Below are 24,107 nucleotides of genomic sequence, written 5' to 3'. Positions count from 1 at the left end.
CTCCGTTCACCCCAGACATCATAAACCATTGTCGTGACCATGTTGCATAAAGAGAATAACTAGCCGAAGCAATAAAGGGTGAAAACAGGAGGACAAGAATGCCTAATTTAATTCCTACCATGTTTGTATTTTTTTCGGTAAGTAATGAAAAAAGTACCAGCCAAGTTATGACAATCCCCAGTAGAATAATTAGGCTATTCGTAATAGTTAATTCCATGATTCTTTATTCATATTGATTAATGTGCTAAATATTATAACTTACGGAACAAATAACATCATCTGAAATCCTTCTGTATTAGCTGTTTGGGTTTTATTTCGTTTATTATCATATAGTAGATTACAGTTTTCGCAGTAGCGCATCGCATTATAAAACGCTAACTTTTTGTTATATACAGCCTGTATGTTTTTATTTTCTCTTTCAATTTGGTTATCTTTTTCACGATTATCTTTGATTAAATCAAAGAGGAATGAAATAAATCCAGCAAGAAAAATAACAGGCATCATTGTCGGGGAATAGTAGTGTTGTAAATTAAAAATTATTTTTTCCAGCGGATTAAAGAGAGTATTTGAACTTGGATTTGAAGTTACAGTTGTTAACCATATGAGAATACATAGCGCAAAGCAGCTCCGTGTGAGCGGACCTATCGACACCCCTTCACTTATTTGCGTAGGTGCGTCAGGTTCGGCAAAAACCAATGCTCTTTTTGTAGCTTGAGTACCCTTATCCTCATATGTTCCGGAAGCAATTCCAACACCCAAGCCAATTATTAGGCCTGCGCTTGCTCCTGAAAATTTTCCATGGTTTTCTGAAATACTATACTCTTTGTTGTGCAAGGCAGCAACGGAATAACCTTTATCCAAACAAAGAGGGCAGTCGTTATCTACATCTTTAGTGATGGACATGCTGCTCTTTCCCATTATGCTATTCACTCCATATTCTTGTTTGTATTACATATTAGTAGTTTATATTTCATATATGAAATATATATAGTTTATAGGTCACTGTCAATTCGAAGTTTGACGTTCACATGTCTCTTTTATAGAATAATGAAAAGCGTTAGAGACCAACTAAAGTGAAATGTAATATAGACTGGCATAGGCGAGCAGTTAACTTACTTAAATCCGAATTAATAAGAAAAGGTATGTCTTATGATGACTTAAGTCATGCACTGCTTGGTTTAGGGGTCAAAGCAACGCCAAATAGCATTAATGTTAAAATTAATCGTGGAACATTTTCTTTTGTATTTTTCCTTCAGTGCGCCGAAGCAATGAATCTTGATTCAATACGTTTAAATGATTTGTCCAGGTAAATTTGAACCTGCTACCTGGATTCAGAGAAACATGCCTCCGCCATGTTAGGCAGCGCACTTTAATTTTAGCGCTCTTATTGGTTGCGATAGGACGAAAGTTACCCTCAGGTATTACTACGTGTGTAGCTACTACGTTATTAGGCGTTGGTTATTGCTCCTCAGATGCGTCATTTTGAATATTTAAATTCCTAGTAAACATTCTATCTAGTGCCTAGTTTGTTAGCACATGGAGATTAAAGAGACCGATACTTTTGTTACCCATCAAAATCCACCGCTTCATGCTTTAAGACCAGGTAGTTGGAAGATAAAAAGCAATTTCAAAACACTCGTGTCGAACTCTAGGGAACAAAGAAATTGAGTACTATGACTGGAAATATTAGGCAATATATTTAAATTTTTTAATGCTAAATTGTAAGTATCATAAAACGGTCGTTTTTTGAGACATGAGTCTCTAATAATGTCGAGCTTTATAAAATAAGCTTCGTAATGTATTGTAAACCCATCTAATTAACATATAATCAAAAACTTATTAATATTGAATATTTATGAGATGACAGACCATATTGGCCGACTAATCGGTTATGCACGCGTAAGTACCTTAGAGCAGAATCTGAATTTACAGATCGATGCCTTAATAAAAGCAGGATGCATTCGGAAGAATATTTTTATAGATAAGGTATCGGGCATAAAAGCAGAACGGCCAGGACTTAAGGAATGTCTGGAAAATCTTAAAACAGGAGATGTGTTGATTGTTTGGCGATTAGATAGACTAGGACGTTCAATGGTTCATTTAGTCTCTTTAATAGAAACATTGAAAGAGAAGAAAGTAGGGTTTCGCTCTTTATGTGATGGTGCTATCGATACTACGACAGCCTCCGGTGAATTAGTGTTCAATATCTTCTCCTCTATGGCCCAATTTGAGAGGCGCTTAATCCAGGAGCGTACACTGGCAGGATTAACAGCCGCTCGAGCTCGCGGAAGAAAAGGAGGGCGGCCAAAAATCAGTGCAGATCACCCCAAAGTAATTGCGGCCAAAAGAATGCATCAGGATAAACATATTTCAATCGATGAAATATGTAGTGCTTTAAAGATATCCCGGCCTAGCTTGTATCGATACCTGAATATGTAGAGATTAAAATGACAAAACCATTAATAAATAGCTATGAAAATGACTTCGATGAGATCCATCGAATGATAATATTGGCCAAATCGAAAGTTTGGCAGCAAGTGAATAGTGCATTGATTTTACTCTATTGGGATATTGGTGCTTACATTAGCCAAAAAACTATAACAGGCAGTTGGGGGCAGGGTATTGTTGAGGAGTTAGCACTTTTTATAGCCTCAAAGAATCCTTCAATTCAGGGTTTCTCAGCCAGAAATATTTGGAGAATGAAGAAATTTTATGAAACATATTCGCCTCACCCAAAACTGTCAACACTGTTGACAGAAATTGGATGGTCCAATCATCTTCATATTCTTTCAAAAACAAAGACGATTGAAGAAAAGGAATACTATCTAATGCTTGCGGCAAAATGTAATTATTCTGCTCGTGATCTTGCCAGGCTAATAGATAGCTCAACATTCGAGCGTACAGTATTGGCGAATCAAAAACTGTCAACAGTGTTGGCAGAATTCCCAGAAAATACTGCCGGTGTTTTTAAGGACAGCTATGTTTTTGAATTTTTAAATTTATCCGAAGATCATCTGGAAGGTGATTTAAGGCGTGCTTTAGTGAAAAATCTAAGAAAATTTCTGCTTGAGTTAGGTCCTGATTTTACCTTGATGGGAGAGGAATATCCAATCCAAGTTGGAAATAAGGACTTCAGAATAGATTTACTCATGTTCCATCGCGGATTGAACGCCATGTGTGCGTTAGAGTTGAAAATTTCAGAGTTTCACCCATCACATGTAGGACAACTACAATTTTATTTAGAAGCCTTGGATCGCGATATTAAAAAACCACATGAGAATCCCAGTATTGGGATCCTCATCTGTAAAAGTAAGGACGATGAAGTTGTTAAATATGCGATGAGTCGTAGTATGTCTCCGACTATGATTGCTGAATATGAAACAAAACTCATCGATAAAAGGCTCTTACAAGAAAAGCTACACGAGATTTCTTTAGCTTTTGAGAACTTTAATGAGGAGGACTAAATATGAATGTCATGGAGTTATTAGATCTTTGTAATTATTCACATAATGAGAAATTAATTTAGCTGGCTTGATTCATTTAAATGGCAATCTTATATTTGAAATAATGCGCGACAGTTTTTTTGTATTTAGGATTTAGTCAAAAACTATTTATTAAAAAAATTACAGAAAAAACACCTGCATGGTGGTGCTGTATAGTTTTTAACATCATTATATAAATTCTCAAAATGCTCATAGAACTTATTATCATTTGTTTCAGACCGCCTCATTTCAATAAATGGTTTAAATATATCAAAATAATAAATAATTGAGTTTCCTAATAACTCTCTAGCTTCAATTAAATCAATTGCCTGGGTTGAGTTTAAGTACCCTGTAAACCTCCCCTTATTAGTGCCAACCGAAACTAGAGTTTTCCGACTTATTTTTAATCAATCTATAATCAAATGGTGACAGATCTCCCAGTGATTCATGCGGTCTTTCTTCGTTATATTCTTTCATCCATTTCCCGGTTATTTCCCGAACTTCATTGAGATTTCTGAACAAATAAAAATCCAGTATTTCATTGCGATAAGTTCGATTAAACCGTTCAATAAATGAATTTTGAGTAGGTTTTCCGGGTTGAATAAACTCAAGAGTAACTCCGTGTTTTTCAGCCCAGTCAGCCAATACCAGAGAGATAAACTCAGGCCCATTATCAAGACGCAGTTTTGCCGGATATCCTCGACTGGCAGCAATGCTGTCAAGCACCCGGGTAACCCGTCGGGCAGGCAGGCTCAGATCCACTTCAATGGCCAGTGCTTCCCGGTTGAAATCATCAACCACATTAAATGTCCTGAATCGTCTGCCACAGTTCAATGCGTCGCTCATAAAATCAGCAGACCAAGTATGGTTAACTGTAGCGGGAACCGCAAGAGGCTCTGGGTTGCGTGTAGGCAATCTCCGCTTTCCTTTACGGCGGATATTCAACTGCAATTCACAGTAAACCCGGTAAACCCTTTTGTGATTCCATGTAAACCCCGCCTGCCTCAGTTTGACAAACACTTTCCTGAAGCCATAACGCGGATAGCGTTCGGTAACTTCCATCAGCTCTTTAATCACCGTCTCATCCTTATTTACTGCCGGCTGATAATAGTAACCTGTGCGACTCAGGCTTAAGGCGGCACAGCTCTGTCTAAGACTCATGCCGTATTCATTTACCAGATAATCAGCCATTTCCCTTTTCTCTGCCGGCTTTAAAGCTTTTTTTCTATCACATCCTTCAACGCACGGTTTTCCAGCGACAAATCAGCGAACATCCGTTTCAGCTTTGCATTTTCTTCCTCAAGTTGCTTCATTCGTTTAATATCTGAGGCCTCCATCCCGCCATATTTAGCTTTCCAGTTGTAATACGTGGCATCGGATATTCCATGCTCACGGCAGACATCCTTTACCAGACGGCCATTCTCTACATATTTTAAAATATTTAATATTTGATGCTCTGTAAATCGGCTGCGTTTCATCGTTTCTCCTCCTCTTGCCTATTATGCCGGAGAAACTCTATTTTTGAATGGTGCTATTTTACGGGAGGGTTACAACCCAATTGTTTCGAGAAAATCCAAAAAGTTAAGGAGCTTGATAAAATTGGGTACTTGATCTTCATTTTTATGGAGGTATTTTATTCCTTCCCCAATTATTTCTCTCCATTGTTTGTTGTGTTTTGGATCAGGATATATTTTTCTAGCATCTAAATATAAGCAATGGATCACCTCCCTTGCTGCAATTATTTCACAACTTCCCCAGCGCTCATCAATCCTTAATAGATTTTGTGTTTTGGCCTGTCGATTTGCTTCGTCGAATTTAATATAACCAATAATAAGAAAAACTGATGACACAAAAATCCCTAAAACATAATTCAGAAGTGATGCTTCTAGGGATTGCGAGTTTTTTTCGATAATTAAAAAATTATGGTTGAGTATAAACAGGACAATTATTAGGATTAAAATCGTGATAATTGATAAAATAGGATGTTTTTTAAATAATTTCATTTTGGAAATCCGTTTTTTTAAGATTATAGTGCAACTCAAAAAATGATAGAAGCCAAACGCCTCTGGCGATTGAATGATGATGGATGCCAATTCACAACGGCGATTTTGCTGATTACCAATTGGAGTTGTAGCATGTCTTTCGAGTATGATTACAAAACTCATTGATAAAGGGCCTTACAAGAAAGCTGCACGAGATTTCTTTAGCACTGGAGAACTTAAATGAAAAGGTTTTCTTATCTAGAATATAGATTTCTCGCAATTAACACATTTTGTGGTTATTTTGCAACTCCTTCTTTAAGGGATCAAACAAGAGGCCTTGTAAGTCAAAGTGGTTTTCACCATTGACATGCATAGTTAAGGACTAACTCATCCGTTTTGATAAGTATTCTTCTTTGGAAGTATATTACTATACTTAGGATATTGTAGGGATTACTGGCTATTCAAAATGGACGAATGGGAAAATCGGATATTTTTTGATAGAAGACGTGAATCAAAAGTTAGATGTGAATTTAATCGCGATAGGGCACGAGTTGTACATTCTGCAGCTTTTAGACGTTTGCAAGGTAAAACTCAAATTTTTGGTTTAGGGGAAAGTGATTTTTACCGCACTAGGTTAACTCATTCTATGGAAGTGGCTCAAATTTCCTCAGGTATTGTTGACCGACTAAATCATACTTATCAAGATAAAGAGGATCTCTGTAATATACTTCCTTCTAAAGATCTAATTGAGTGTATCGGCTTGGCTCATGATATAGGTCATCCCCCATTTGGTCATGGTGGTGAAAAGGCACTAAATTATTGCCTACATAAAATGGGCTCAGGTTTTGAAGGAAATGCTCAAAGCTACAGAGTTTGCACGGTACTGGGAGAGCACAGTGAAGAGCATGGATTTAATCTTACAAGACGGGCAATATTAGGGATAATTAAATATCCAGTAGAGTTAAATGCAGCTCAGAACCTAAGTATTTACAAACTAAACGAAGCACCATTAAGAATGAAAAGCTTTAAACCGCCTAAATGTATTTATGAAAAAGATAGGACTTTTAAATGGGCTACGGATTTATTTAGTGAACAAGATCAAAAAATATTTTCTTTCTCAGAACAACAAATTTATGATCATAATAAGCCAAAATATAAAAGCTTCGATTGCAGCATAATGGAATTAGCGGATGATATCTCATACGGCATACACGATTTAGAGGACGCAATAGCACTAGGGTTTATCGAAGAAAAAATATTCAAAAGTGATGTTTTAGACAAACTGAATGGAGTGCAGTCTGACTTAAAAAAAATGTTACAATTATCCAATTGCATTAATGATTTGTTTTCCAATTCAAGTGTTAAACGCAAACGGGTTATAAGCGATTTAATACACTATTTTATTAAAAATGTGCGCATTGTGAAACAATTGGTATTTGATCATTGGATATTGGATCATAAGGCCATGTTACCTGAGCATGTTACAAAGGAATTATCAATATTTAAGGATTTAATAGTAAAATATGTTATTAATAATAAAAATGTACAAATGATGGAGTACTGCGGAGAACAAATAATCATAAAGCTATTTGAGGCAATTTGCTCAAATCCAGACCGACTTCTACCAGATGATTCTTACGTTGAATATGTTAAAAATAACGACATTCGTATTATTTCTGATTATGTTTCTGGAATGACTGATTCACATGCAATTAGAATCTATGATCAAATTTTTTCCCCAGAGAAAGGATCGATGTTTCGAAAGATTTAATTTAAAATCGTAAATTTCGCAAAGAATGTTTGACCATGTCATTAAGTGCAGTACTTCACACGCTAACTGGGTTGAAAATAAGCTTGGGAATACGCATTAGTTTTACTTAAAAAAATTATTTCCATGTATCTGGTTCAAAGAGGTAGAAAAAGGAAGAAAACCTTGTTCAATTAAAATTGTTCGTTCTAGCCCGTGGGGCAGTGGACGAGATTTACACGTGTCCATGAAGAGTTAAAAGATGTTGGAAAAAGGATGGGACTTAAATGTCGTTGTGTCGACGATATTTGGGAGAATCCAGCTGTAATTCAAGATGTGGTATCTCTCATCGACCGCTCCAGAGTGGTCATTTGCGACTGCACTACCCGTAATCCGAATGTATTTTACGAGATTGGAATTGCACATACAATCGGTCGAGAAGTGATTCTTATTACTCAATCAGCTGAAGACATACCTTTTGATTTGAGGCATCTTCGTTATGTATCTTACCTCAACAACGGTGAAGGTCTTGAGATATTGGGCAACATTATTCAGGCCCGATTGGAAACTTTGGTTTAAACAGCGCATATAGCTAACTCTTATACTAATGTAAATTTATTATCACAGATATGCCATATTCGGAAGATGATATTAAGCACTGGTAGCCTGTTTGTGTAATGCCCCCCAAATAAACCGGTCCACCTAGTTTTAAATTAACAACTAGGAATAGGACTAGTAATATGACTATAACAACAATAGAATGTAACGAAATAATTCACTCCAGTCGTAAGCGAAAACGTTGGACAGCTTACGAAAAACAACAAATAGTTCATGAAACCTACCAAACAGGCGTAACAGTATCCTTTATTGCACGCAAACACGGTATTCCTCCCAGTCAACTATTTTACTGGCGAAAAATAATGGAGAACGGTGCATTGACCAGCGTTAAAACAGAAGAAGAAGTCATCCCTGAAAGCGAAGCCAAAGCGTTGAAAAAACGCATTAAGCAACTTGAGCAAGTTCTTGGACAAAAGACATTGGAAAATGAGATCTTGCGTGAAGCAGTTAAGTTGGGTCGAGAAAAAAAACTGATCTCGCGACAACCCTTGTATGGGATAAGCGATTTCGAATAAGAGCAGTTGCCAGGGCACTGCAGGTTTCGCGCTCCCACTTAATGCAGAGGTTGAAAAATATGGAACACCCCAGAAAACAAACGGTTAAAATACGTGATCAGGAACTACTGCCTTACATTCGTGAAATAACGGATAAACGCAGTAGCTATGGCTATCGCAGGGTTACAACGCTTCTTAATCATGAATTAAAAAAGAGAGGTCTTACCTGCGTAAATCATAAACGTGTATATCGTATTATGAAGCAAAATCAATTATTACTGCCGGCGTATGGCAAAAAACAAACACGAGTACATGATGGGAAAGTAATTACATTGCATAGTAATACTCGCTGGTGTTCAGACTGTTTTACCATACAGTGCGCTAACGGTGATAGAGTTCATGTCGCCTTTGCAATGGATACTTGTGACAGAGAAGTATTAGGCTATATCGCCTCGACAGTGGGCATTGACGGACAGGCAATCAGGGATTTATTGCTAGAAAGTGTAGAATACCGATTTGGTGCAGCAGAACACATGCCCAAACAGATACAATGGTTAACTGACAATGGCCCTTGTTATGTAGCCAGGGACACTGTTTCTTTTGCAAGAAACCTGGGCTTTGATGTGAGGACAACACCAGCATATAGTCCTGAAAGCAATGGTATGGCAGAAGCGTTTGTTAAAACGTTTAAACGAGATTATGTCGCTTTTTTTGATCTTGATGATGCGCAAACGGTTATGAAGAAGCTTCCTGAATGGTTTGACGATTACAACGAAGTTGCGCCTCATAAAGGCTTAAAAATGATGGCTCCCAGAGAATATATCAGGAGCTTATTAGCGGTGAGTTAGGTGGTTCGGTTTTATAGGGGCAACTCCAGTTTGTACAGTACTCTTTGTCAAATATTATAATTACTCTTGGATAGATAGTTTTTTGGAAACAGCAATGCCTAGCCTAGGTTAATTAGTGCAGCAATATACACCTGATAATGAGCTTTTTGCAGCTTCTATAATAGATTGTATTTCTGCAACGCAATTACTCAACTCAATGTTAACGATCTCGAAATCATATCGATTACTTTGTGACATAGTCATTTCATAAGTGGTTAATCGAAGAGCAATAGAACTCCTGTTATCGCCCCTGTGCAAAAGTCGCTCTTGTAGTTGTGTAATAGACGGAGGCTTAATAAAAATAGTAACGCAGCTTGGGAAGAAAGTTTTTAAACCCGTTAACGCCGTATAATCGAGATCAGCTATAACATCATAACCGGCAGTTAAAGTAGATAATAATTCTTTTTTATCATACCCGTAAAAGTTAGAATCGAATTCTGAGTGTTGAAGAAAATCTCCTCGAGCCAATTTCTCATTAAATTCATCTTTTGCAATGTAGTAATAAGTATGGCCTTCAATTTCGCCAGGCCTCATGGGTCGTGTGGTGTATGAAACCAATTTTTTTAGATTTGCATTGTTACTTAGCAAAATATTGATAATAGATGTCTTACCTACTCCTGAGGGGCCAGAGATGAGGTATATGTTTCCGGATGCTGTAGATGATTTAAAAAACTGAGGTTCAAATTTATTGCGCATATTATAACCAAGCAGAATCTGGTACCAATATTATCAAATAGGGCCTTTTTTTTAAATTGAATAGCATGCTCTTTTAACTATTCTAATAGTAAGAAAAATGGGGGTTTATTTAACCGAAATAAAGAAGCGATGGCAAAGCGGTAAAATATGGGCCCACCTCCGTTAAGTAACTTAATTAAGTTATCTATGTTAACTTTTGATGATATTATACGGGTTGTTTAACTAATTGAGTTTATAAATGTTAATCGGTTATGCCAGGGTTTCAACGGATGATCAAAATTTGCACCTTCAAGAGGATGCGCTTCAAAAATAGGTTGCGAGAAAATTTTCTCTGACTAATTGAGCGGCGCCAAATTCGAACGTCCCTGTCTGCAACAGGCTCTTGAGTTTGCTCGAAGCGGTGACGTATTAGCCGTATGGCGCCTAGATAGGTTAAGCCGCTCTTTGAAGGATTTAATTGATGTTGTCAATAAACTGAAGGCGAAAGGGATAGAGCTCCAGAGGATTCATGAATCTATTAACACTACTACCAATTCAGGCAAATTGATGTTTCATATTTTTGGTACTCTGGCCGAGTTTGAGCGAAACCTTATTCGTGAGCGTACGCAAACAGGACTGGTTTCTGCCCGAGCTCGTGGTCGATCAGGGAGGCGGCCAAAGAGCTTAAATGCTGAAAAACAGGCATTGGCCAAATCAAGCCTAACCCTGACAGTTGCTATTTTAAAAATGACAAATGATTGGTTTGTTATCTGAACATCAGAGGCAGCTTAATGTATAATATTTGACAAACAAATAAAGTATTATACAAATCCAGAAAACACAGATGCTTTCCATTATGATTGATTCAGTATTATTAAACCAAATCGCCCAAAATGACCCAGGCTTAACGTGGGTTAATTTGCCACATAGCAATTTAAATGCGACTGACGCCCAACATTTGGCGGACGCATTAAAAACTAATACCACCATAATTGGCATTGAACTTAGCGAAAACCAGATTGGTAATACTGCTATTCTAATGATAAATGCCCTAGTAAACAGAAATAAGCAAATCAATAAGGCCTTTATAGAAGCAAAAAAGTATATTGCCATTTTTAAGCAAGAAGCTCGAAAGGCAAGCGAATTTCAGGCTTTGGAAGTGAACAATCTTTTCGATACGCTTAATAGCCTCGAGGACAAAATTGAATCATGTTTATCCAGGATTCATGCCCTTCATCCGACTTGCAGTCAATTTCATACCTTGCAAGCGTTGTGGTTTAATTTTAAATTCTCGCAGCCTGAATACTTTAATTCGTTTGAAACCATGCATGAATTCAAAATCCTTATTCAAGCTAACGCGCGTGTATCCGCATACCAAGAGGTGCTGGCGGTCGCTATTACTCGCTATTATGGCGACGCCCTAAATGCAGCTGAAAACCCTGAACCGAATCAACCTCTGAATAGCTATTACCACGACTTGATTGCATTATGCTTAGTAGCCGAGACTCCCAATGAAGCGATATTTGCCCATTCTTTGGTCAAGTATTTTATGCTTAATATAAGCACAACAATTATGCCTAATTTAAAGGAAGTGATAGAGGCGCTGCGTGAATCACCACGAGCGCATATTGAACAACAAGCATTGCGTCAGCAAGTATTACAGGCGTACCCCGCTAAACCGGCCAACTTCACCTCCCAAGACCGCTTCTTTACTCCCATAACCGCATCAAAGCTTGCGAATGGTCCCTTAGATGTCGGCGTCCGCAATCAGATAAGTTAACTTAGAGTGCTTTTTTTTGAAGTGTCTCCTAATTTATAAATTAATAGACATTCTAATCTCTATGTAATAATATGTCTATTAAATCGTATTTAACCCTATTGATAGACAATTGTTCTATTAATCGATTTCGGAGACATTTTTAACTTATGCGACTCTTTGGGTATGCTCGAGTTTCCACCAGCCAACAATCTTTGGACATTCAAATTAATGCACTCAAGAATGCCGGTGTGAAAGCAAATCGTATATTTACGGATAAAGCCACTGGTAGTCATTGTGAACGCTCTGGTTTAAAAACCCTTCTTCTTAAAGTCGAAGAGGGTGACCTTATCTTGGTTAAAAAACTGGACCGTTTAGGACGTGATACTGCCGATATGATTCAATTAATTAAAGAGTTTGATGATATGGGTGTATCTATTCGATTTCTTGACGATGGAATTAGTACTGAAGGTCCTATGGGAAAAATGGTAGTAACCATTTTAGCTGCAGTAGCTCAAGCAGAGAGGCATCGTATTCTTGAAAGAACGAATGAGGGTCGAATAGAAGCGAAGCTAAAAGGAATAAGTTTCGGACGAAAACGTACTATTGATAGAGAAAAAATTATTACACTGTATGAATCTGGCGTAGGAGCCACTGAAATTGCCCGAAAAACAGGGATTGGGCGATCAACCGTTTATAAATTACTTCAAGAGGCTTCAAAGTGACTGAACATAATGGTACTACTCAAAAGCATGTGCTTATTTACCAAGCTGATGATGGTAGTTTTCAAACAGAAGTTCATTTACAAGATGAAACTGTTTGGTTGAGTCAGAAGCAAATGTCCGATTTATTTGATACATCCACCGATAATATTGGGTTGCATTTAAAAAATATATACTTTGAGGGCGAACTCTCTGAAGAAGCAACTACCGAGGATTACTCGGTAGTTCGACTGGAGGGAAAAAGGAACGTTAGGCGATTGATTAAACATTATAATCTAGATGCCATCATCTCTGTTGGCTATCGAGTGAATTCAAAAAAAGGTACACAATTCAGGGTTTGGGCTAATAGAATACTCAAAAAATATTTATTAGATGGATATGCTTTAAACGAGTCCAGGTTAAAACAGCACCTAAAATCAATCGAGAAGCTTAAGAAAAGCCTAGATTTGATTCAAAATGTTCAAACAGAGTCATTGAATCAAGATGAAACAAAAGGCTTATTAACAGTGTTAACTGAGTACACTCATAGTTTTATTTTATTAAATCAATATGACACAGGAAAATTTCCAAAGGGCGGACTGAATGAAGGATTAACAGAAGAAATTGACGTCAAAGAAGCTATGCATGCCATTAATAGTTTAAAGAAAAGACTTATTTTACAGGAAGAGGCAACCTCTCTATTTGGTAATTCAAAAAATGATGCCTTCGCAGGAATATTGGGGAATATAGTTCAAAGCTTTAATGGGAAGTATCTTTATCCAAGCATTGAAGAACAGGCGGCTCATTTACTTTATTTTATAATAAAAAATCATCCTTTCGTTGATGGAAACAAACGCATTGGTGCTTTTATGTTTATTTGGTTTTTACAAAAAAACAAGCATCATTTGAAAAACAATGGCAAAGAAAAAATTAATGATAACACTTTAGTTGCTCTTGCACTTCTGGTCGCTCAAAGCCTACCAGACCAAAAAGATATTATGATTGAATTGATTATCAATTTAATCAAGGATAACGATGAACCTCGTCTTTAAAGCTCTTTGCGAAGGATTGTAGCTCCTCCTGAAATGGTTAGAGAACTTAATGTTTTGATCTATTGCGCTACTCGCTCTGATGAAAGAGCGGATTTAAAAGCCATAACGCAGCCTGATACCAATGATCTTTATTACTTCGAGAAAATTTTGGACAGACTAAGCTAAAAATCTTAGCGTAAGTTTTCGTATCATTTATGATGAATATTTAATGATATTGGATTCAATGAGGAAGCATGAAAAAACTGGATAATTATCAGAACCTTTGTACTGAAGTGTATGAATTGAGTAAACCTAACGCACCACAAGCTGAATATTTGTTCTATCGAAGCTATGCTGTGGAAGCTAAAGGCTCGATTTTAGAACCCATGTGTGGCACAGGTCGATTTTTATTGCCTTTAGTTGCAGAAGGATTTGATGTTCATGGATTTGATGCCAGTCTGCCGATGTTAGAACGATTGCATGTAAAAGCGAGTAGCAAAAATCTTGAACTTAAAGTCTGGCATGGTTTTATGGAAGAATTAGATCAATCCGATAAATACTCTTTGATTTTTATACCTAGTGGTTCATTCGGTCTCATCACAGAAAAGGAGGATATTCAAAAAGCCCTAAAAATCATTTATGAGCACTTGGAAGAAGAAGGACTATTTGTATTTGAAGTAGAAACTCGCCATGCGGTTCCTAGGGAGTTAGGTATTTGGCGAGGCACAAGATGGCCGAAAGAAGATGGAACCCTCATCGTACTTAGTCAATTGGCTGTGCTTGATGAAGACGTTTGTTACTCAATTGGCAAATATGAATTGGTTGATAACAACCGTGTGATTCAAACAGAGGTTGAGGAATACAAAATTCGCATTTACCAGGATACCTCTTTCTTGTTTAATTTGCTTGCTGAGATTGGTTTTAGCGATGTACGAATGGTTAAAGCTTTTGATCGACTGGCCTCGCCTAAGGAAGCAGATAAAAGCATTGTTTTTGAATGCATAAAATAATTGAGGTGATGAATGAAATGCAAGAAATACCTAAAGAATATCAATATACTTCACCAGCAGGAGCTGAAACTCGATTGCTGATGAGTAATCATTTAGATGGAATGCTCACTCAAGTTCAATGATTTTCAGTTGGCTTGTTGAGATACTACTTGTAGATATAATACCTCAAGATTAGCTGTTTGTTTTCCTTAAGGACCTATTGATGTCTACCCTTGAAATGCAGTTATTAAACGATTTGAAACAAAAAGGTTATGCTAATTTCCCATTTCCACTTCCTCCCCAACAACTGAAGCGAGCAATAACCGCTTTTTTTAAATTTTTAGATGAACCGGAGGCTATTAAAGAACATATCAATTTTTCTATAGCCCCGAATCATCGTCGTGGTGATGTGGGTTATAAGCATCGAAGTGCCGAGGATCATCTATATAACGATAACAAGGATTTTTTTCATTTTCATCCGGCGATCTTTGATCGCTAGGATGACTTCCTACTTAATCATAAAGTAGTTGCTGATTTGATGGATGAGGCATTACCGATTTGGCAAATGGCCTATAACACGGTCCGAACTATACTCCAGATGTTGGAACCCTTTTATCCAGGGGCATTGGATAAGGTTTTCGCCACAGAGACGCCGCATATACAGTTGCGTTTTCTAAGATATTATTGGCAAAAGTCTGGTAAGTATCTTGCCAAGCCTCATTTTGATGCAGGCTCTTTCACCTTAGCTATCGCCGAGAGCAGCCCAGGGTTACGCATAGGACGAGATCCGGAAACTCTTGACGAAGTAATTCGTAAAGAAGGTCATGCAATATTCATGGTTTCCTCTAACTATAAAAATATCATCAATAGTGATGAATTATTTCCCGGTTGGCATGATGTCATTCAAGTTCATGATGAAACGATAGGGCAACCTTTTGCGCGTTGGGCCCTTGTAGTATTCATAGAGGCGCACGGCGTTAAAGCATTGCCACGAACAGAAACGCATAGATGGTATACTTCAGCCGAATGATTTTTAATAACGCTTTGATAGTCCCTCAGTCGTGAATCTGAGTAAATAAATGGAAGTTTGTAAAACCGTTGGGCACTGAAACTGATGATACACTAAGTAACGGAATGATTCCCTCTAATCGGATATCCGAGGTTTGATCGAAGGATTGACCCGAATATAGCTAATATTTTCCTGATGAAGCAAATTGAAACCCCTGATTAAATTTGTCAGGTTAACGTCTAATAGTTGACTAGATAGCGTCAGATAATGAGGATTTTACACCCTTATCTGACATTTTATTTCAGTTGATGCAGTGTCAAGTTAGCGTATACTTCATACTGACGGATATAGGATGCAGAACAACTAATGTTTTCATTAAAATAATCATTAGCCACTATATTAATAGAAAGTGTCTAGGCACTCTGATGTAACGATACAGGAGCGTTACCGTTACGTTACTCCGCTTCTTTCTTCTTCATTTGTTTTTTAATTTCATCTAATCTGGCTTTCGCTTCTACGGCCGAAATTTCTGCATCATGCTTTGCTTTATTGGCTTCACCCAGCTTTTTATGCAGCATCTCCTTTTCATTTTTCAAATAGCTTATTTCGGCTTCCAGGATGGCAAGCTTTTTGTCAGATTCAATCTTATGCTGCTCGTAATGTTTATTGGTTTCAGCAATTTTTATTTCCAGATTGAAGTTTTTCCCATTCAATTCTTTTATTTCTTTTAGAGCATCTTCCAAATCGGCAGTTTTTTCTTCCAGAGCAACATGCATTGAACTTTGCACTTCTTTGGCTATACGAACAAATTCTGACTGGATAACATCCTGCAGCTCTTTAGATATCTCAAATTCGGATGTACCAGCCAAGCTTTGTTCCTCTCTCCATTGGCGTAAGTATTCATTAATAGTGGTGAAAGATCCCCCTAAAACTGCCCTTAGCTTTCTAACCGAAGGTTTTTCGCCAAGAAGCTGTAACCTATTACATTGCTGCGCCACATCATAGAAGCTAATTTTAGCCATTTAAATCTCGCCACGTAACATTATTGTAACTAAACTCAATGTTACAACAGTGGAATTGTAGCGTCAATTATAAGGAATCCAACAAGGGTCCTTTTGATCTCATTCCTCCCTCAGAAAAGAAATAGATTGGCTCAGTGAAATTTTAAAAGAGTCACTCAGATGGAATTAATTAATATTTGTAACGAAACAGTATCGTTACATTTTAGATATAGATCGAATCCAAGTAGAAAAATTTTTCTGCTATGAATCAATATGCACTGAGGAGAATATGAACAAGATACATTTGCCAGTTAGATATTTTAAAGTTTGAGGAAACACTTTAGCCTACTAGTTGAATAAAACCACAAATTTTCTATGTTATGAAATCGCACTATCGATGGGCACCAGGGTAAACGCGCCAATTGATAGCAGTGTAATATCGGACATATCAATTGTCTCAAATTACCTGGCATGATCCGACTTGGTTTTCAGCTAATCTATCGAAAAACAAGAAATCATCTGCTCAACATCCATTTTTTTTATCTCTTCGATAGCATCAGATACAGTGAGTTTCTGGAGTTCTATCAAATCTTGAAGAGCATTAACTATCTGTTCATAAAAATCAGCTTCTGGATATAATGTGCGAAAATGATTTTTCAACTCCCGTATGTTTTCCCCTCTTAAGCCACTTGAATACAAGAGGCGCACACCCCATGCTTCATAGGTATTCAAGGAATTTATTTCAACAATGGATTGTTGAGCGGATACTCCCTGCTCACGTAAATAAATCAAAACGTCAATATGCCTTTCAAGCATACGTCTAGGCGAATTATATGGAGGATGCCATTGATTTAATATTGACCGATTAAATCCGAATGCGATTAATTTATCATATAACGATTGTTCTATTTCTACCTGAGGCATAGAAAATAACTTGTATTTATCTAAAATTTGACTGGTAAAGTGGTCCGGCATTGGTTCTCTCCAAAGCAAATCATCTATAGCGCTATTGATAAATTTTATTGAAACTTGAAATTATGATCGTTAAGGCCTAGGCTACGGCCCTGTCGATGTTATTAGGGCTATCACTATAGGAGCTAATATTAAGAACAATATTGCATTTCCCAAATAGGATGATATAAAGATGATTTTTTCTCTTTTTCCAAGCGTATTCTCAAATAGGCACCTCTTGATCCAGTAATCACACCTAATTGGCCGTTAGCGATAACTTTTTGGCCTCTTTTTGCAGGTACTTTATAATATCTGCGAATATACTGCATGCTCATTAGCACAACTCCAGATTATGATACAAATGCGTGTTACCATCCCCGCTTATTTGAATAGATTATGACTGTTTATGACATAAGGAATAATTTCCAATGAACTATCTTATTGAATTAACTGTACTAAATACAAGAGAGGAGTGGCATCGTTTTCTTTGATTCTCAGAAGAAATCATGACATTACGAAGGCGTAGGTATTTATAAAAAGTTGCTCGGGTTATTGCTAGTTGCTCACAAATTTCCGAGACACTGAGTCTTCCCTCTTTATATAAAAGCTCCGCCGAATGCGCAGTGGCTAATGCTTTTTTGGATAGTCCCTTTGGTCGTCCACCTTTTTTGCCTCTGGCTCTTGCTGCTTCAAGACCTGCTATCGTTCTTTCTTTAATAAGCTCTCTTTCAAATTCAGCTAAAGACCCGAATATATTGAATATCAAACGACCTTGAGGCGTGGTAGTGTCTATTGGATCATTCAGGCTTTTTATTCCAACACCTTTTTCAAGAAGGGTGTTCACTAAATCAATTAAATCCTTAAATGATCGTCCTAATCTGTCGAGTTTCCAAATAATCAGGACGTCTCCTTTACGAATTTCTTTTAACAGAAGTTCGAGAGCAGGGCGGTTTATTAGAGAGCCACTAATCTGGTCTTGAAATATTTTTTCACAGCCCGCTTTTTGCAGGGCATCAATTTGCAGATCTAAATTTTGACTGCTGGTTGAAATTCGAGCATAGCCAATTAGCATTTGAGATCAGTTCAATAAAAGGTTAAAGCAGTATAAATTAAACAATAATTAATTGAAACAGTTATTTGAACTCTTTAAGACCCGCAAAATCAGCTTGCGGGATAAATTTTGAAGAGTTTACAAAAACGGTGGTTTTATTGAACTTAGGCACATTGAAATATCCAATGCAAAAAAGTCACATGTAGGCATTATTTTTCATTTCCACATAGAAAAGTACACTTTTAAGGTGTACAATTATAGCAAATAGTCAATGGGGGTGTTTAGATTTGAAGCCGTGTCAGATTGAACTTACAAAAGCAGCTGAAAAAGACCTTAATAAAGTTCCACTATATATTAAAGAAAAGCTACTGCTTTGGGTTGATTCTGTTGAGCGCTCTGGTATTCAAGCGATAAGGACTATCCCTGGTTTTCATGATGAGCCTTTAAAGGGAGATAGACAGGGACAGCGTTCAATAAGATTGAATAAGGCTTATAGAGCAATTTATATTGAGAATGAGCAAAAAGAAATTATTATAATTTCGATAATCGAGGTAAATAAACATGAGTACTAATGCAAAAGAGTATTTGGAGAAGCTAGTAGGGCGCATGTCATTAGGTAAAGCTATTCGCGCAATTCGCCAAGGGGAAGGTGCAAATCAAATTAGTTTTGCTATGCGTTTAGGCGTTTCTAAGCAATATTTGTGTGATTTAGAGCATAATAGAAAAATTGTAAGCCCGAAGAAGGCAAAGCAATTTGCTGAAAAGCTAGGGTATTCGTCAGAGCAATTTATCGCATTAGCGCTTCAAGATTCTCTTGAACACGATGGTATCCATATGACAGTTGAAGTAAAGACACAATATCAGTCAGTCATTACTGCCAACTAATTGCGAACCTCTTTTAACTAGCTGAAATCTTTAAATTTAAAAATTATGAAGGTCAATTTCCTATGAATGATGTAAAACGATTTAGTACGTTATTAGACCTACTGAATTATAAAGAAAATATTCCTAGTTATCATCGTGGCAATTTAATTCATGCCATAATGGACTTTGCCGCCAGTACTGGAGATGTGGAATTAGAAGAATCTTGTCAACGGGAAATAGAACGCATTAAGGCTAAAAACAGCAGCTATTCACAGGACTAAAATTACTGATATTTTGTTTATAGCACACACCAGAGCTTCTTAATCTTTAACTAACAATTTAGCTGGTCAAACAAAATTAATAGTGTGAAGGAGTATCACCCGTTGGGATGTTGTTCTGCACATACAAGGATCATGCATTAGCTGAATATGCATTAGCAGGCATGGACAATCAAACGGTTTGTTTCCAAGTACTTATTAGAACTTCCCAATAAAGAGAAAATTCAAGAATTTTTGCAAAGCAGATTTACGAAGTAACAGAAGTAATAGCAAGATAGGGTAGAGGATAAACAAGCGCCTGGGCAAATTAAAACACTAAGCCTGATTAATCGTAGTATCAGACATTATAAAGAGCAGTATTCCACGGTTGCTAAAGGTGGCTTTACTCAAATATAACTTTCATTAAGGCGTTAGCTATTTCCTTATTACAGTTCGCAAGCAGGATTATCCTTTGTTAGAGAGATACCCTTATTGTTCTTATAAGTCCATTGCTTGCCAAAAAGTACTGGAAAATGGAACCAGCCCAATGCATATTTGGCGCTTATCATTTCTCTGCTACATATTTACTTCGAAGACAAGCTGAATCTGGAGCTTAGATAGTCATTGAGCTGAAACAGTTTGATGAACACTCGCCCTCTGCCTGCCTCGATCTTGACTCTTGGCGCTTAACTTGACGGCTATGGGGAAGCGCCCGACCTGTCTTAATATTTTGCAGGCATAAAGCGCTGCATATAGTCATACAGCGGTGGATTCCGCTTGGGTGTGGAGACAAATTTGCCGCGAAAGTGGAGTAGAAATTTAAGGCGCAGGAGAAAAGTCCTGCTGCTCATCAACTACTTGCTGATAAAAACCGCTTAGTGTATACGAAGTTCCACCTGTATTCCAAAAAGAATGAGGATTATTTGATGTCCAGTGTGTGGGTTCGTTCCTCCCATGCAGCACCTGCTGAATCTGTCCAGGAGCGGGAGTGCCTGTTCGGTATTCATTCATTATCCTGTCCTGAAGGTTTTTTATCACTTCAACCGCTTGATTAGCATCAGTGCATCGTGATAACTCATTTTCCAGTTGTCTTAATTGTTCCATTCTGGAGCCTGAACTGAACAGTTTAAAGCGAGTGACAGTTTTTCTGATTTTCTGTAAAGGATCATCAGCTAGTGAACTACGAATAGCGGCCAACTCTTCTTCTGAACAATTCAAATCACTGGCTTTGAAGCGTCTTAAAACTTTCTGCTTGTGTTCATCTTTGTTCAGGAAATTCAGTAAAAGCTGCAGATTTTCGATAGTCTTGATAAATGTTTTCAGATTAACTCTATCCAGGAAATCAGAACGGTGAAATGGAGAGATTTTCTGCCAGTATGTTTGAAACGATGCCCAGGAGGATATCACTTTCGCATTGTTGAAAATGGGCACCCAGCTCTTGACAGGCATCTTTTCTAATAATAGGTCCAGATCTTCCTCTGTCATAACCCAGTTTGCCAACTTGCTGGCATTGACTGTATTGAAGTCTAAAATTAAATCTGGATGTCGGGACCATTTATCCAATAGCGCTAGATATTCTGTGAATGAATTAACTTCTTCGCTCCAAACCCTTGCCAGGCTCATCAAAGGTAAATCCAGGAAATCCTGATATTCATTAAAATTGTCAGGGGAAAGCCATTGGCTTAAAGAGTCTAAAAACAGTTCTGCTAAACAATTTTGTGAGGTCGAATGCAACTGCTTGTATAGGCCTAGAAAAGAATCCACATTACCGTTAAAAAAGTTGCCAAGAAAGGTTTGTAATTCCTCAAATAATATGGGAATTATCAGAGTAGATGAAAACTGGTTGGCGATTCTCACTACACACGAGACATCATGAACTTCTTTTATAAGCTCCTTAACAAAACCCGTTTTGAACTTCTCCTGGAGATTGGGGGCTAATGCAAAATAAATATTGGTAAACTTACTGTGGGATGAAATATGTTTATAAATGTGAGGAAAAAGTTCTTCAGTCAGGAGCAACTGTTGCACTTGCTCTGTCATTTTCTCTAAAAGTTTGAATAGCTTATCCGAATCTTTAAATTGCTGAGTCCGCTGTCGAATCAAAGGAATCAGCCCTTTAAATAAATCTTTCGATAAATCAATGACGTCAATTAAATCCTGAAAGCTGGAAACACAATAGGCAATAATTCTCACCGCCATAAATGTGTCATTACCCTGATTTAAATAAACGGAGAAAGCAAATTCTTTGAATAAATTAGGCTCCTGGACTTCAAGCGTTTGTCCTCGTTTTTCCAGTGCTTCCAAACAATGACTGAGCAAGTCTGAAAGTGGTTCAACCCTTTGCTGAGTGTTCGCAGCGTGGGTTTTGAGGGGATTTGGGATGTTGAACAAACGGGGATGCTGTGTTAGAAACTCCTCAAGCGTGTTCGCAATGATGTGCGCACAATTAAGGATCTGGGCGCCTTTATAAGAAGAAAACTCTGCTTTTGTGAGAGGGCAATCCAATAGTCTGACAAATAATGCAAAGAAATAAAGGGGTAATGGCCTTGGACTGCCATAGTGTTCCAGTTTCATCTGAAACAGTTCTTTTTTAGTCTCTCTGGAAAGTGCCCGCCAGATTGCATAAAACTGTCTGATCGCCTCTTCAAGCAATTTCATCTCGGCGACCGTTTCGGTTCCCGCATCCTCTTTTGAAGCTTTATAAGCATGCCGAGCCAGGTTCTTGATGGCAAAGCCCAGTGTGCTGTCATCATACTGCTGTTTATGGAATCGAAATAGCTCGTCCATCAGTCTGATACTGGAATTTCCGGCTGCCTGTTTCACATTCCACAACTCAATACTTTTTAGTAAATATTGTATTTCTGCAGTTGACTCCTGAAAGTCAGGAAAAATGCTGTTCGTGTTGGCAACCCCTGCTGAATAAATATCTTCAAGAGAGAGCAGCTCCCCCTCTGAGGCGGCCAGGAGGTATTTATGGACAGGAAAGTGGCCATCTTCCTCTGTTTCATCTTTAAAAGAGAAGGGCGATACTGCCTTGCGATTGATTTTGCGGGTACCTGGCATAAGAATTTGGCACACCGCTTCATCCTTACCTGCAATTTGCTCAGCAAGCTGAAGGCAAAGCTGGTTAGCCGGAAGAAACGGATGTCGGGTATAAGCCCAATTGGTTTTTTTTATAAACTCCCAGCGCCGGTTTAGAAAATACCTGATTTGAGTAATTGCTTCTTGTTGGTCCAATCCCCGCGCTAATTCCACTGTGATGCTTTTAAAGTAAAGAAGGGTTGATGTCGATTCCGCCTTCATGATTTTTTTAGTCTCAGGATTTAAATCGGGGTGGGCGATTACGGGAGATCGTGCATGATTTGAAAAGTATTGCAGCAATTGGGAGGAAGTTAGCATATTTCGATGAATCTTTAAGGCGAATTGTTTAATATTAACACATGGTGCTGCGCTATCAAACCCTTGAAGCGACTTCCGGCGTGTGTCACAAGGCACACATCAGGGTTTTAGTTTTATAAATAGCAATTTTCCCAGATTTCGACACTCGAGAAACGGATTGCGTTGTTAACCCTGGCTTTGGTTGTATTGTGCTAAGTAATTATCGTTTTCTTTGCTGAAGAGTTTGGCGATGTTTATAGGAAATTTTTTGATAAATGAAAAAGAGGAGACTAATGACTCGGTTCAAATTTGAATTAGAAAGTGAAATGGCCACTTATAGAGGCTTCAGTCAATAGCCATGCCCTGGATTGGCAGCAAGTTTATTGGGTACTTGTGCGGTCAAGACCCGCAGAATTACTCATAAGGTATGGAGCTTATTTCAACTATAAAAATAAAGAAAATTATATTTCTCTTACGTTTTGCCTGTGAAAATGGGAACGATGAACTGTTGAGAGATTACTAAACTGCAACGGCATAGACATTAATTAGGGAGCAGAGTCATAAGACTATCCGCCCTTAGTCATCGCCGTATGTTACGTCATGCAACGATTGTAAGGCGTTTACTTAATAAAGGAGCAGATTATAGAACCCGTATGTCCTTAAGGTATTTTAACATTCGCCATCATTAATCCAGATGTTTTGAAAGTATTTAATGAGTATGGAGGTCAGTCTTACGCTAAAACAGGCTAGGAACCACGCTTTTACATCAAGATTTGATTTTCATCAATCATGCAATATAAACAAGCACATGTTTTGCCAAGAGAATTTAACAACAAATGGCTTTTTCAAAGAACCTAGAAATGATGAGAGGTCTCCTTAATTAAGAAAAGTTCAAAAATATGCGCTTTAAGTGAATAACTAGAGTTGTTAATTCGACGGCACGAAAGAAAATAGAGCAGGATGGTACATCGCCAGGTCAAAACAGGGTGCTAAGTCTGATTACTGCGATAATCAGACTTAACGCTTAAAACTTAAAGGTGGTTTCCACAAGCTAATGCAATGGCCTTTTCATCATCAACTGCCTGCGGTAAAAATAACATGCTGGTGTTTTAAGGCCTAATGTTTTTCTAGGTCTGTCATTCAATTTTTCCATGACATTTGCAAGTGTTCATATGTTATGGATTCAAAGCCTGCGCCTTTTCTTAAGTATGGGCATTCCAGACCATTGGTATTT

28 protein-coding genes are annotated in these 24,107 nt (G+C 37.7%); 18 read left to right on the top strand and 10 right to left on the bottom strand.

Going from position 1 to position 24,107, the window contains the following annotated elements:
- Positions 1–258: 258 nt before the first annotated feature.
- Positions 259–903, bottom strand: coding sequence for a hypothetical protein (locus DYH42_RS15650; RefSeq protein ID WP_131793068.1), 645 nt, complete (start codon positions 901–903; stop codon positions 259–261).
- 170 nt (positions 904–1,073) lie between these two features.
- Between DYH42_RS15650 and DYH42_RS16680 the strand changes: the two genes are divergently transcribed.
- The 3 genes from DYH42_RS16680 to DYH42_RS15640 all read left to right on the top strand — a co-directional run bounded on the left by DYH42_RS16680 (position 1,074) and on the right by DYH42_RS15640 (position 3,464).
- A complete protein-coding gene (locus tag DYH42_RS16680; RefSeq protein ID WP_272946876.1) occupies positions 1,074–1,310 on the top strand; it encodes a DUF6471 domain-containing protein in 237 nt (78 codons plus the stop codon).
- Positions 1,311–1,860: 550 nt separating this feature from the next.
- On the top strand, positions 1,861–2,439 hold the full coding sequence (locus tag DYH42_RS15645; RefSeq protein ID WP_058523944.1) for a recombinase family protein: 579 nt from the start codon (positions 1,861–1,863) through the stop codon (positions 2,437–2,439).
- 8 nt (positions 2,440–2,447) lie between these two features.
- Positions 2,448–3,464, top strand: a complete 1,017-nt coding sequence (locus DYH42_RS15640) for a PDDEXK nuclease domain-containing protein (RefSeq protein WP_058523943.1) — start codon at positions 2,448–2,450, stop codon at positions 3,462–3,464.
- A 143-nt stretch (positions 3,465–3,607) separates the two neighbouring features.
- Here DYH42_RS15640 and DYH42_RS16945 read toward each other — a convergent pair whose 3' ends face one another.
- The 3 genes from DYH42_RS16945 to DYH42_RS15630 all read right to left on the bottom strand — a co-directional run bounded on the left by DYH42_RS16945 (position 3,608) and on the right by DYH42_RS15630 (position 5,647).
- Positions 3,608–3,799: a DUF4760 domain-containing protein gene (locus DYH42_RS16945; RefSeq protein ID WP_420324126.1), complete on the bottom strand. Its 192-nt coding sequence runs from the start codon at positions 3,797–3,799 to the stop codon at positions 3,608–3,610.
- Between the two features lie 49 nt (positions 3,800–3,848).
- Positions 3,849–4,960, bottom strand: a protein-coding gene (locus DYH42_RS15635; RefSeq protein ID WP_115316899.1) for an IS3 family transposase whose coding sequence is annotated in 2 segments (ribosomal slippage) — positions 3,849–4,708 and positions 4,708–4,960 — 1,113 coding nt in all. Because the reading frame shifts where the segments join, the coding sequence is not laid out codon by codon here.
- A gap of 69 nt (positions 4,961–5,029) precedes the next feature.
- Complete coding sequence (locus tag DYH42_RS15630) at positions 5,030–5,647, bottom strand: hypothetical protein (RefSeq protein ID WP_058523788.1); 618 nt, start codon at positions 5,645–5,647, stop codon at positions 5,030–5,032.
- A 283-nt stretch (positions 5,648–5,930) separates the two neighbouring features.
- Between DYH42_RS15630 and DYH42_RS15625 the strand changes: the two genes are divergently transcribed.
- The 3 genes from DYH42_RS15625 to DYH42_RS15615 all read left to right on the top strand — a co-directional run bounded on the left by DYH42_RS15625 (position 5,931) and on the right by DYH42_RS15615 (position 9,171).
- Complete coding sequence (locus tag DYH42_RS15625) at positions 5,931–7,235, top strand: anti-phage deoxyguanosine triphosphatase (protein ID WP_058523787.1); 1,305 nt, start codon at positions 5,931–5,933, stop codon at positions 7,233–7,235.
- Positions 7,236–7,487: 252 nt separating this feature from the next.
- Complete coding sequence (locus DYH42_RS15620; RefSeq protein ID WP_202814593.1) at positions 7,488–7,790, top strand: hypothetical protein; 303 nt, start codon at positions 7,488–7,490, stop codon at positions 7,788–7,790.
- A 161-nt stretch (positions 7,791–7,951) separates the two neighbouring features.
- Positions 7,952–9,171 (top strand): IS3 family transposase gene (locus DYH42_RS15615; RefSeq protein WP_420324124.1). Its coding sequence is split into 2 segments (ribosomal slippage): positions 7,952–8,294 and positions 8,294–9,171, totalling 1,221 coding nucleotides; the frame shifts between segments, so codons are not numbered across the junction.
- A 108-nt stretch (positions 9,172–9,279) separates the two neighbouring features.
- Here DYH42_RS15615 and gmk read toward each other — a convergent pair.
- On the bottom strand, positions 9,280–9,906 hold the full coding sequence (gmk, locus tag DYH42_RS15610) for a guanylate kinase (RefSeq protein WP_058523783.1): 627 nt from the start codon (positions 9,904–9,906) through the stop codon (positions 9,280–9,282).
- A 238-nt stretch (positions 9,907–10,144) separates the two neighbouring features.
- Here gmk and DYH42_RS16940 point away from each other — a divergent pair, with 238 nt between their 5' ends.
- The 9 genes from DYH42_RS16940 (at position 10,145) to DYH42_RS15575 (ending at position 15,392) form a co-directional block, all read left to right on the top strand.
- Entirely contained in the window at positions 10,145–10,219 is a 75-nt protein-coding gene (locus DYH42_RS16940) for a recombinase family protein (protein WP_272946873.1), read from the top strand.
- A gap of 26 nt (positions 10,220–10,245) precedes the next feature.
- The gene (locus DYH42_RS15605) at positions 10,246–10,659 is read left to right on the top strand and encodes a recombinase family protein (RefSeq protein WP_272946872.1); all 414 of its coding nucleotides are present in this window, start codon (positions 10,246–10,248) and stop codon (positions 10,657–10,659) included.
- 82 nt (positions 10,660–10,741) lie between these two features.
- The gene (locus tag DYH42_RS15600) at positions 10,742–11,665 is read left to right on the top strand and encodes a hypothetical protein (protein ID WP_131793061.1); all 924 of its coding nucleotides are present in this window, start codon (positions 10,742–10,744) and stop codon (positions 11,663–11,665) included.
- A 146-nt stretch (positions 11,666–11,811) separates the two neighbouring features.
- Positions 11,812–12,366: a recombinase family protein gene (locus DYH42_RS15595; RefSeq protein ID WP_058523781.1), complete on the top strand. Its 555-nt coding sequence runs from the start codon at positions 11,812–11,814 to the stop codon at positions 12,364–12,366.
- Entirely contained in the window at positions 12,363–13,394 is a 1,032-nt protein-coding gene (locus DYH42_RS15590; protein ID WP_058523780.1) for a virulence RhuM family protein/type II toxin-antitoxin system death-on-curing family toxin, read from the top strand. The genes DYH42_RS15595 and DYH42_RS15590 overlap by 4 nt, the downstream gene beginning before the upstream one ends.
- Positions 13,395–13,627: 233 nt before the next feature.
- Positions 13,628–14,383 (top strand): class I SAM-dependent DNA methyltransferase, encoded by a 756-nt coding sequence (locus tag DYH42_RS15585; RefSeq protein WP_058523779.1) that lies wholly within the window; start codon positions 13,628–13,630, stop codon positions 14,381–14,383.
- A complete protein-coding gene (locus DYH42_RS16870) occupies positions 14,371–14,505 on the top strand; it encodes a hypothetical protein (RefSeq protein ID WP_272946871.1) in 135 nt (44 codons plus the stop codon). The genes DYH42_RS15585 and DYH42_RS16870 overlap by 13 nt, the downstream gene beginning before the upstream one ends.
- Before the next feature lie 80 nt (positions 14,506–14,585).
- Positions 14,586–14,861 (top strand): hypothetical protein, encoded by a 276-nt coding sequence (locus DYH42_RS15580; RefSeq protein ID WP_058523778.1) that lies wholly within the window; start codon positions 14,586–14,588, stop codon positions 14,859–14,861.
- 36 nt (positions 14,862–14,897) lie between these two features.
- Positions 14,898–15,392 (top strand): hypothetical protein, encoded by a 495-nt coding sequence (locus DYH42_RS15575; RefSeq protein WP_157062393.1) that lies wholly within the window; start codon positions 14,898–14,900, stop codon positions 15,390–15,392.
- A gap of 434 nt (positions 15,393–15,826) precedes the next feature.
- Here DYH42_RS15575 and DYH42_RS15570 read toward each other — a convergent pair whose 3' ends face one another.
- The 4 genes from DYH42_RS15570 to DYH42_RS15555 all read right to left on the bottom strand — a co-directional run bounded on the left by DYH42_RS15570 (position 15,827) and on the right by DYH42_RS15555 (position 18,395).
- A complete protein-coding gene (locus DYH42_RS15570) occupies positions 15,827–16,393 on the bottom strand; it encodes a DNA-binding protein (RefSeq protein WP_058508222.1) in 567 nt (188 codons plus the stop codon).
- 471 nt (positions 16,394–16,864) lie between these two features.
- Positions 16,865–17,347, bottom strand: a complete 483-nt coding sequence (locus tag DYH42_RS15565) for a hypothetical protein (protein ID WP_058508221.1) — start codon at positions 17,345–17,347, stop codon at positions 16,865–16,867.
- Positions 17,348–17,475: 128 nt separating this feature from the next.
- A complete protein-coding gene (locus DYH42_RS15560) occupies positions 17,476–17,658 on the bottom strand; it encodes a hypothetical protein (protein WP_058508220.1) in 183 nt (60 codons plus the stop codon).
- A 98-nt stretch (positions 17,659–17,756) separates the two neighbouring features.
- On the bottom strand, positions 17,757–18,395 hold the full coding sequence (locus tag DYH42_RS15555) for a recombinase family protein (protein ID WP_058508219.1): 639 nt from the start codon (positions 18,393–18,395) through the stop codon (positions 17,757–17,759).
- A gap of 266 nt (positions 18,396–18,661) precedes the next feature.
- On the opposite strand from DYH42_RS15555, the gene DYH42_RS15550 reads away from it, so the two are divergent.
- From DYH42_RS15550 to DYH42_RS15540, 3 genes are all read left to right on the top strand, one after another.
- A complete protein-coding gene (locus tag DYH42_RS15550) occupies positions 18,662–18,946 on the top strand; it encodes a hypothetical protein (RefSeq protein ID WP_058523776.1) in 285 nt (94 codons plus the stop codon).
- Positions 18,936–19,259, top strand: a complete 324-nt coding sequence (locus DYH42_RS15545) for a helix-turn-helix domain-containing protein (protein ID WP_058523775.1) — start codon at positions 18,936–18,938, stop codon at positions 19,257–19,259. The genes DYH42_RS15550 and DYH42_RS15545 overlap by 11 nt, the downstream gene beginning before the upstream one ends.
- A 62-nt stretch (positions 19,260–19,321) precedes the next feature.
- Complete coding sequence (locus DYH42_RS15540) at positions 19,322–19,519, top strand: hypothetical protein (RefSeq protein WP_058523774.1); 198 nt, start codon at positions 19,322–19,324, stop codon at positions 19,517–19,519.
- Positions 19,520–20,314: 795 nt separating this feature from the next.
- Here the strand turns inward: DYH42_RS15540 and DYH42_RS15535 are convergent.
- A complete protein-coding gene (locus DYH42_RS15535) occupies positions 20,315–22,894 on the bottom strand; it encodes a hypothetical protein (RefSeq protein WP_115317184.1) in 2,580 nt (859 codons plus the stop codon).
- Positions 22,895–24,107: the final 1,213 nt, after the last annotated feature.

Origin of the sequence: Legionella birminghamensis (assembly GCF_900452515.1) — a bacterium.
In the GTDB taxonomy this organism is placed as follows: domain Bacteria; phylum Pseudomonadota; class Gammaproteobacteria; order Legionellales; family Legionellaceae; genus Legionella_C; species Legionella_C birminghamensis.
The sequence above is the reverse complement of the archived record's forward strand: the minus strand, read 5'-3'. Positions and strand labels throughout refer to the sequence as shown.

Excerpts from the sequence above, each read along its gene's own strand:
- DYH42_RS15570 (WP_058508222.1), bottom strand. The coding sequence starts at position 16,393 with ATGGCTAAAATTAGCTTCTATGATGTGGCGCAGCAATGTAATAGGTTA.
- DYH42_RS15545 (WP_058523775.1), top strand. The coding sequence starts at position 18,936 with ATGAGTACTAATGCAAAAGAGTATTTGGAGAAGCTAGTAGGGCGCATG.
- gmk (WP_058523783.1), bottom strand. The coding sequence starts at position 9,906 with ATGCGCAATAAATTTGAACCTCAGTTTTTTAAATCATCTACAGCATCC.
- DYH42_RS15565 (WP_058508221.1), bottom strand. The coding sequence starts at position 17,347 with ATGCCGGACCACTTTACCAGTCAAATTTTAGATAAATACAAGTTATTT.
- DYH42_RS15630 (WP_058523788.1), bottom strand. The coding sequence starts at position 5,647 with ATGAGTTTTGTAATCATACTCGAAAGACATGCTACAACTCCAATTGGT.
- DYH42_RS15620 (WP_202814593.1), top strand. The coding sequence starts at position 7,488 with ATGGGACTTAAATGTCGTTGTGTCGACGATATTTGGGAGAATCCAGCT.
- DYH42_RS16870 (WP_272946871.1), top strand. The coding sequence starts at position 14,371 with ATGCATAAAATAATTGAGGTGATGAATGAAATGCAAGAAATACCTAAA.
- DYH42_RS15645 (WP_058523944.1), top strand. The coding sequence starts at position 1,861 with ATGACAGACCATATTGGCCGACTAATCGGTTATGCACGCGTAAGTACC.
- DYH42_RS15595 (WP_058523781.1), top strand. The coding sequence starts at position 11,812 with ATGCGACTCTTTGGGTATGCTCGAGTTTCCACCAGCCAACAATCTTTG.
- DYH42_RS15650 (WP_131793068.1), bottom strand. The coding sequence starts at position 903 with ATGTCCATCACTAAAGATGTAGATAACGACTGCCCTCTTTGTTTGGAT.
- DYH42_RS15555 (WP_058508219.1), bottom strand. The coding sequence starts at position 18,395 with ATGCTAATTGGCTATGCTCGAATTTCAACCAGCAGTCAAAATTTAGAT.
- DYH42_RS15535 (WP_115317184.1), bottom strand. The coding sequence starts at position 22,894 with ATGCTAACTTCCTCCCAATTGCTGCAATACTTTTCAAATCATGCACGA.
- DYH42_RS15625 (WP_058523787.1), top strand. The coding sequence starts at position 5,931 with ATGGACGAATGGGAAAATCGGATATTTTTTGATAGAAGACGTGAATCA.
- DYH42_RS15600 (WP_131793061.1), top strand. The coding sequence starts at position 10,742 with ATGATTGATTCAGTATTATTAAACCAAATCGCCCAAAATGACCCAGGC.
- DYH42_RS15640 (WP_058523943.1), top strand. The coding sequence starts at position 2,448 with ATGACAAAACCATTAATAAATAGCTATGAAAATGACTTCGATGAGATC.
- DYH42_RS15585 (WP_058523779.1), top strand. The coding sequence starts at position 13,628 with ATGAAAAAACTGGATAATTATCAGAACCTTTGTACTGAAGTGTATGAA.
- DYH42_RS15560 (WP_058508220.1), bottom strand. The coding sequence starts at position 17,658 with ATGAGCATGCAGTATATTCGCAGATATTATAAAGTACCTGCAAAAAGA.
- DYH42_RS15580 (WP_058523778.1), top strand. The coding sequence starts at position 14,586 with ATGTCTACCCTTGAAATGCAGTTATTAAACGATTTGAAACAAAAAGGT.
- DYH42_RS15540 (WP_058523774.1), top strand. The coding sequence starts at position 19,322 with ATGAATGATGTAAAACGATTTAGTACGTTATTAGACCTACTGAATTAT.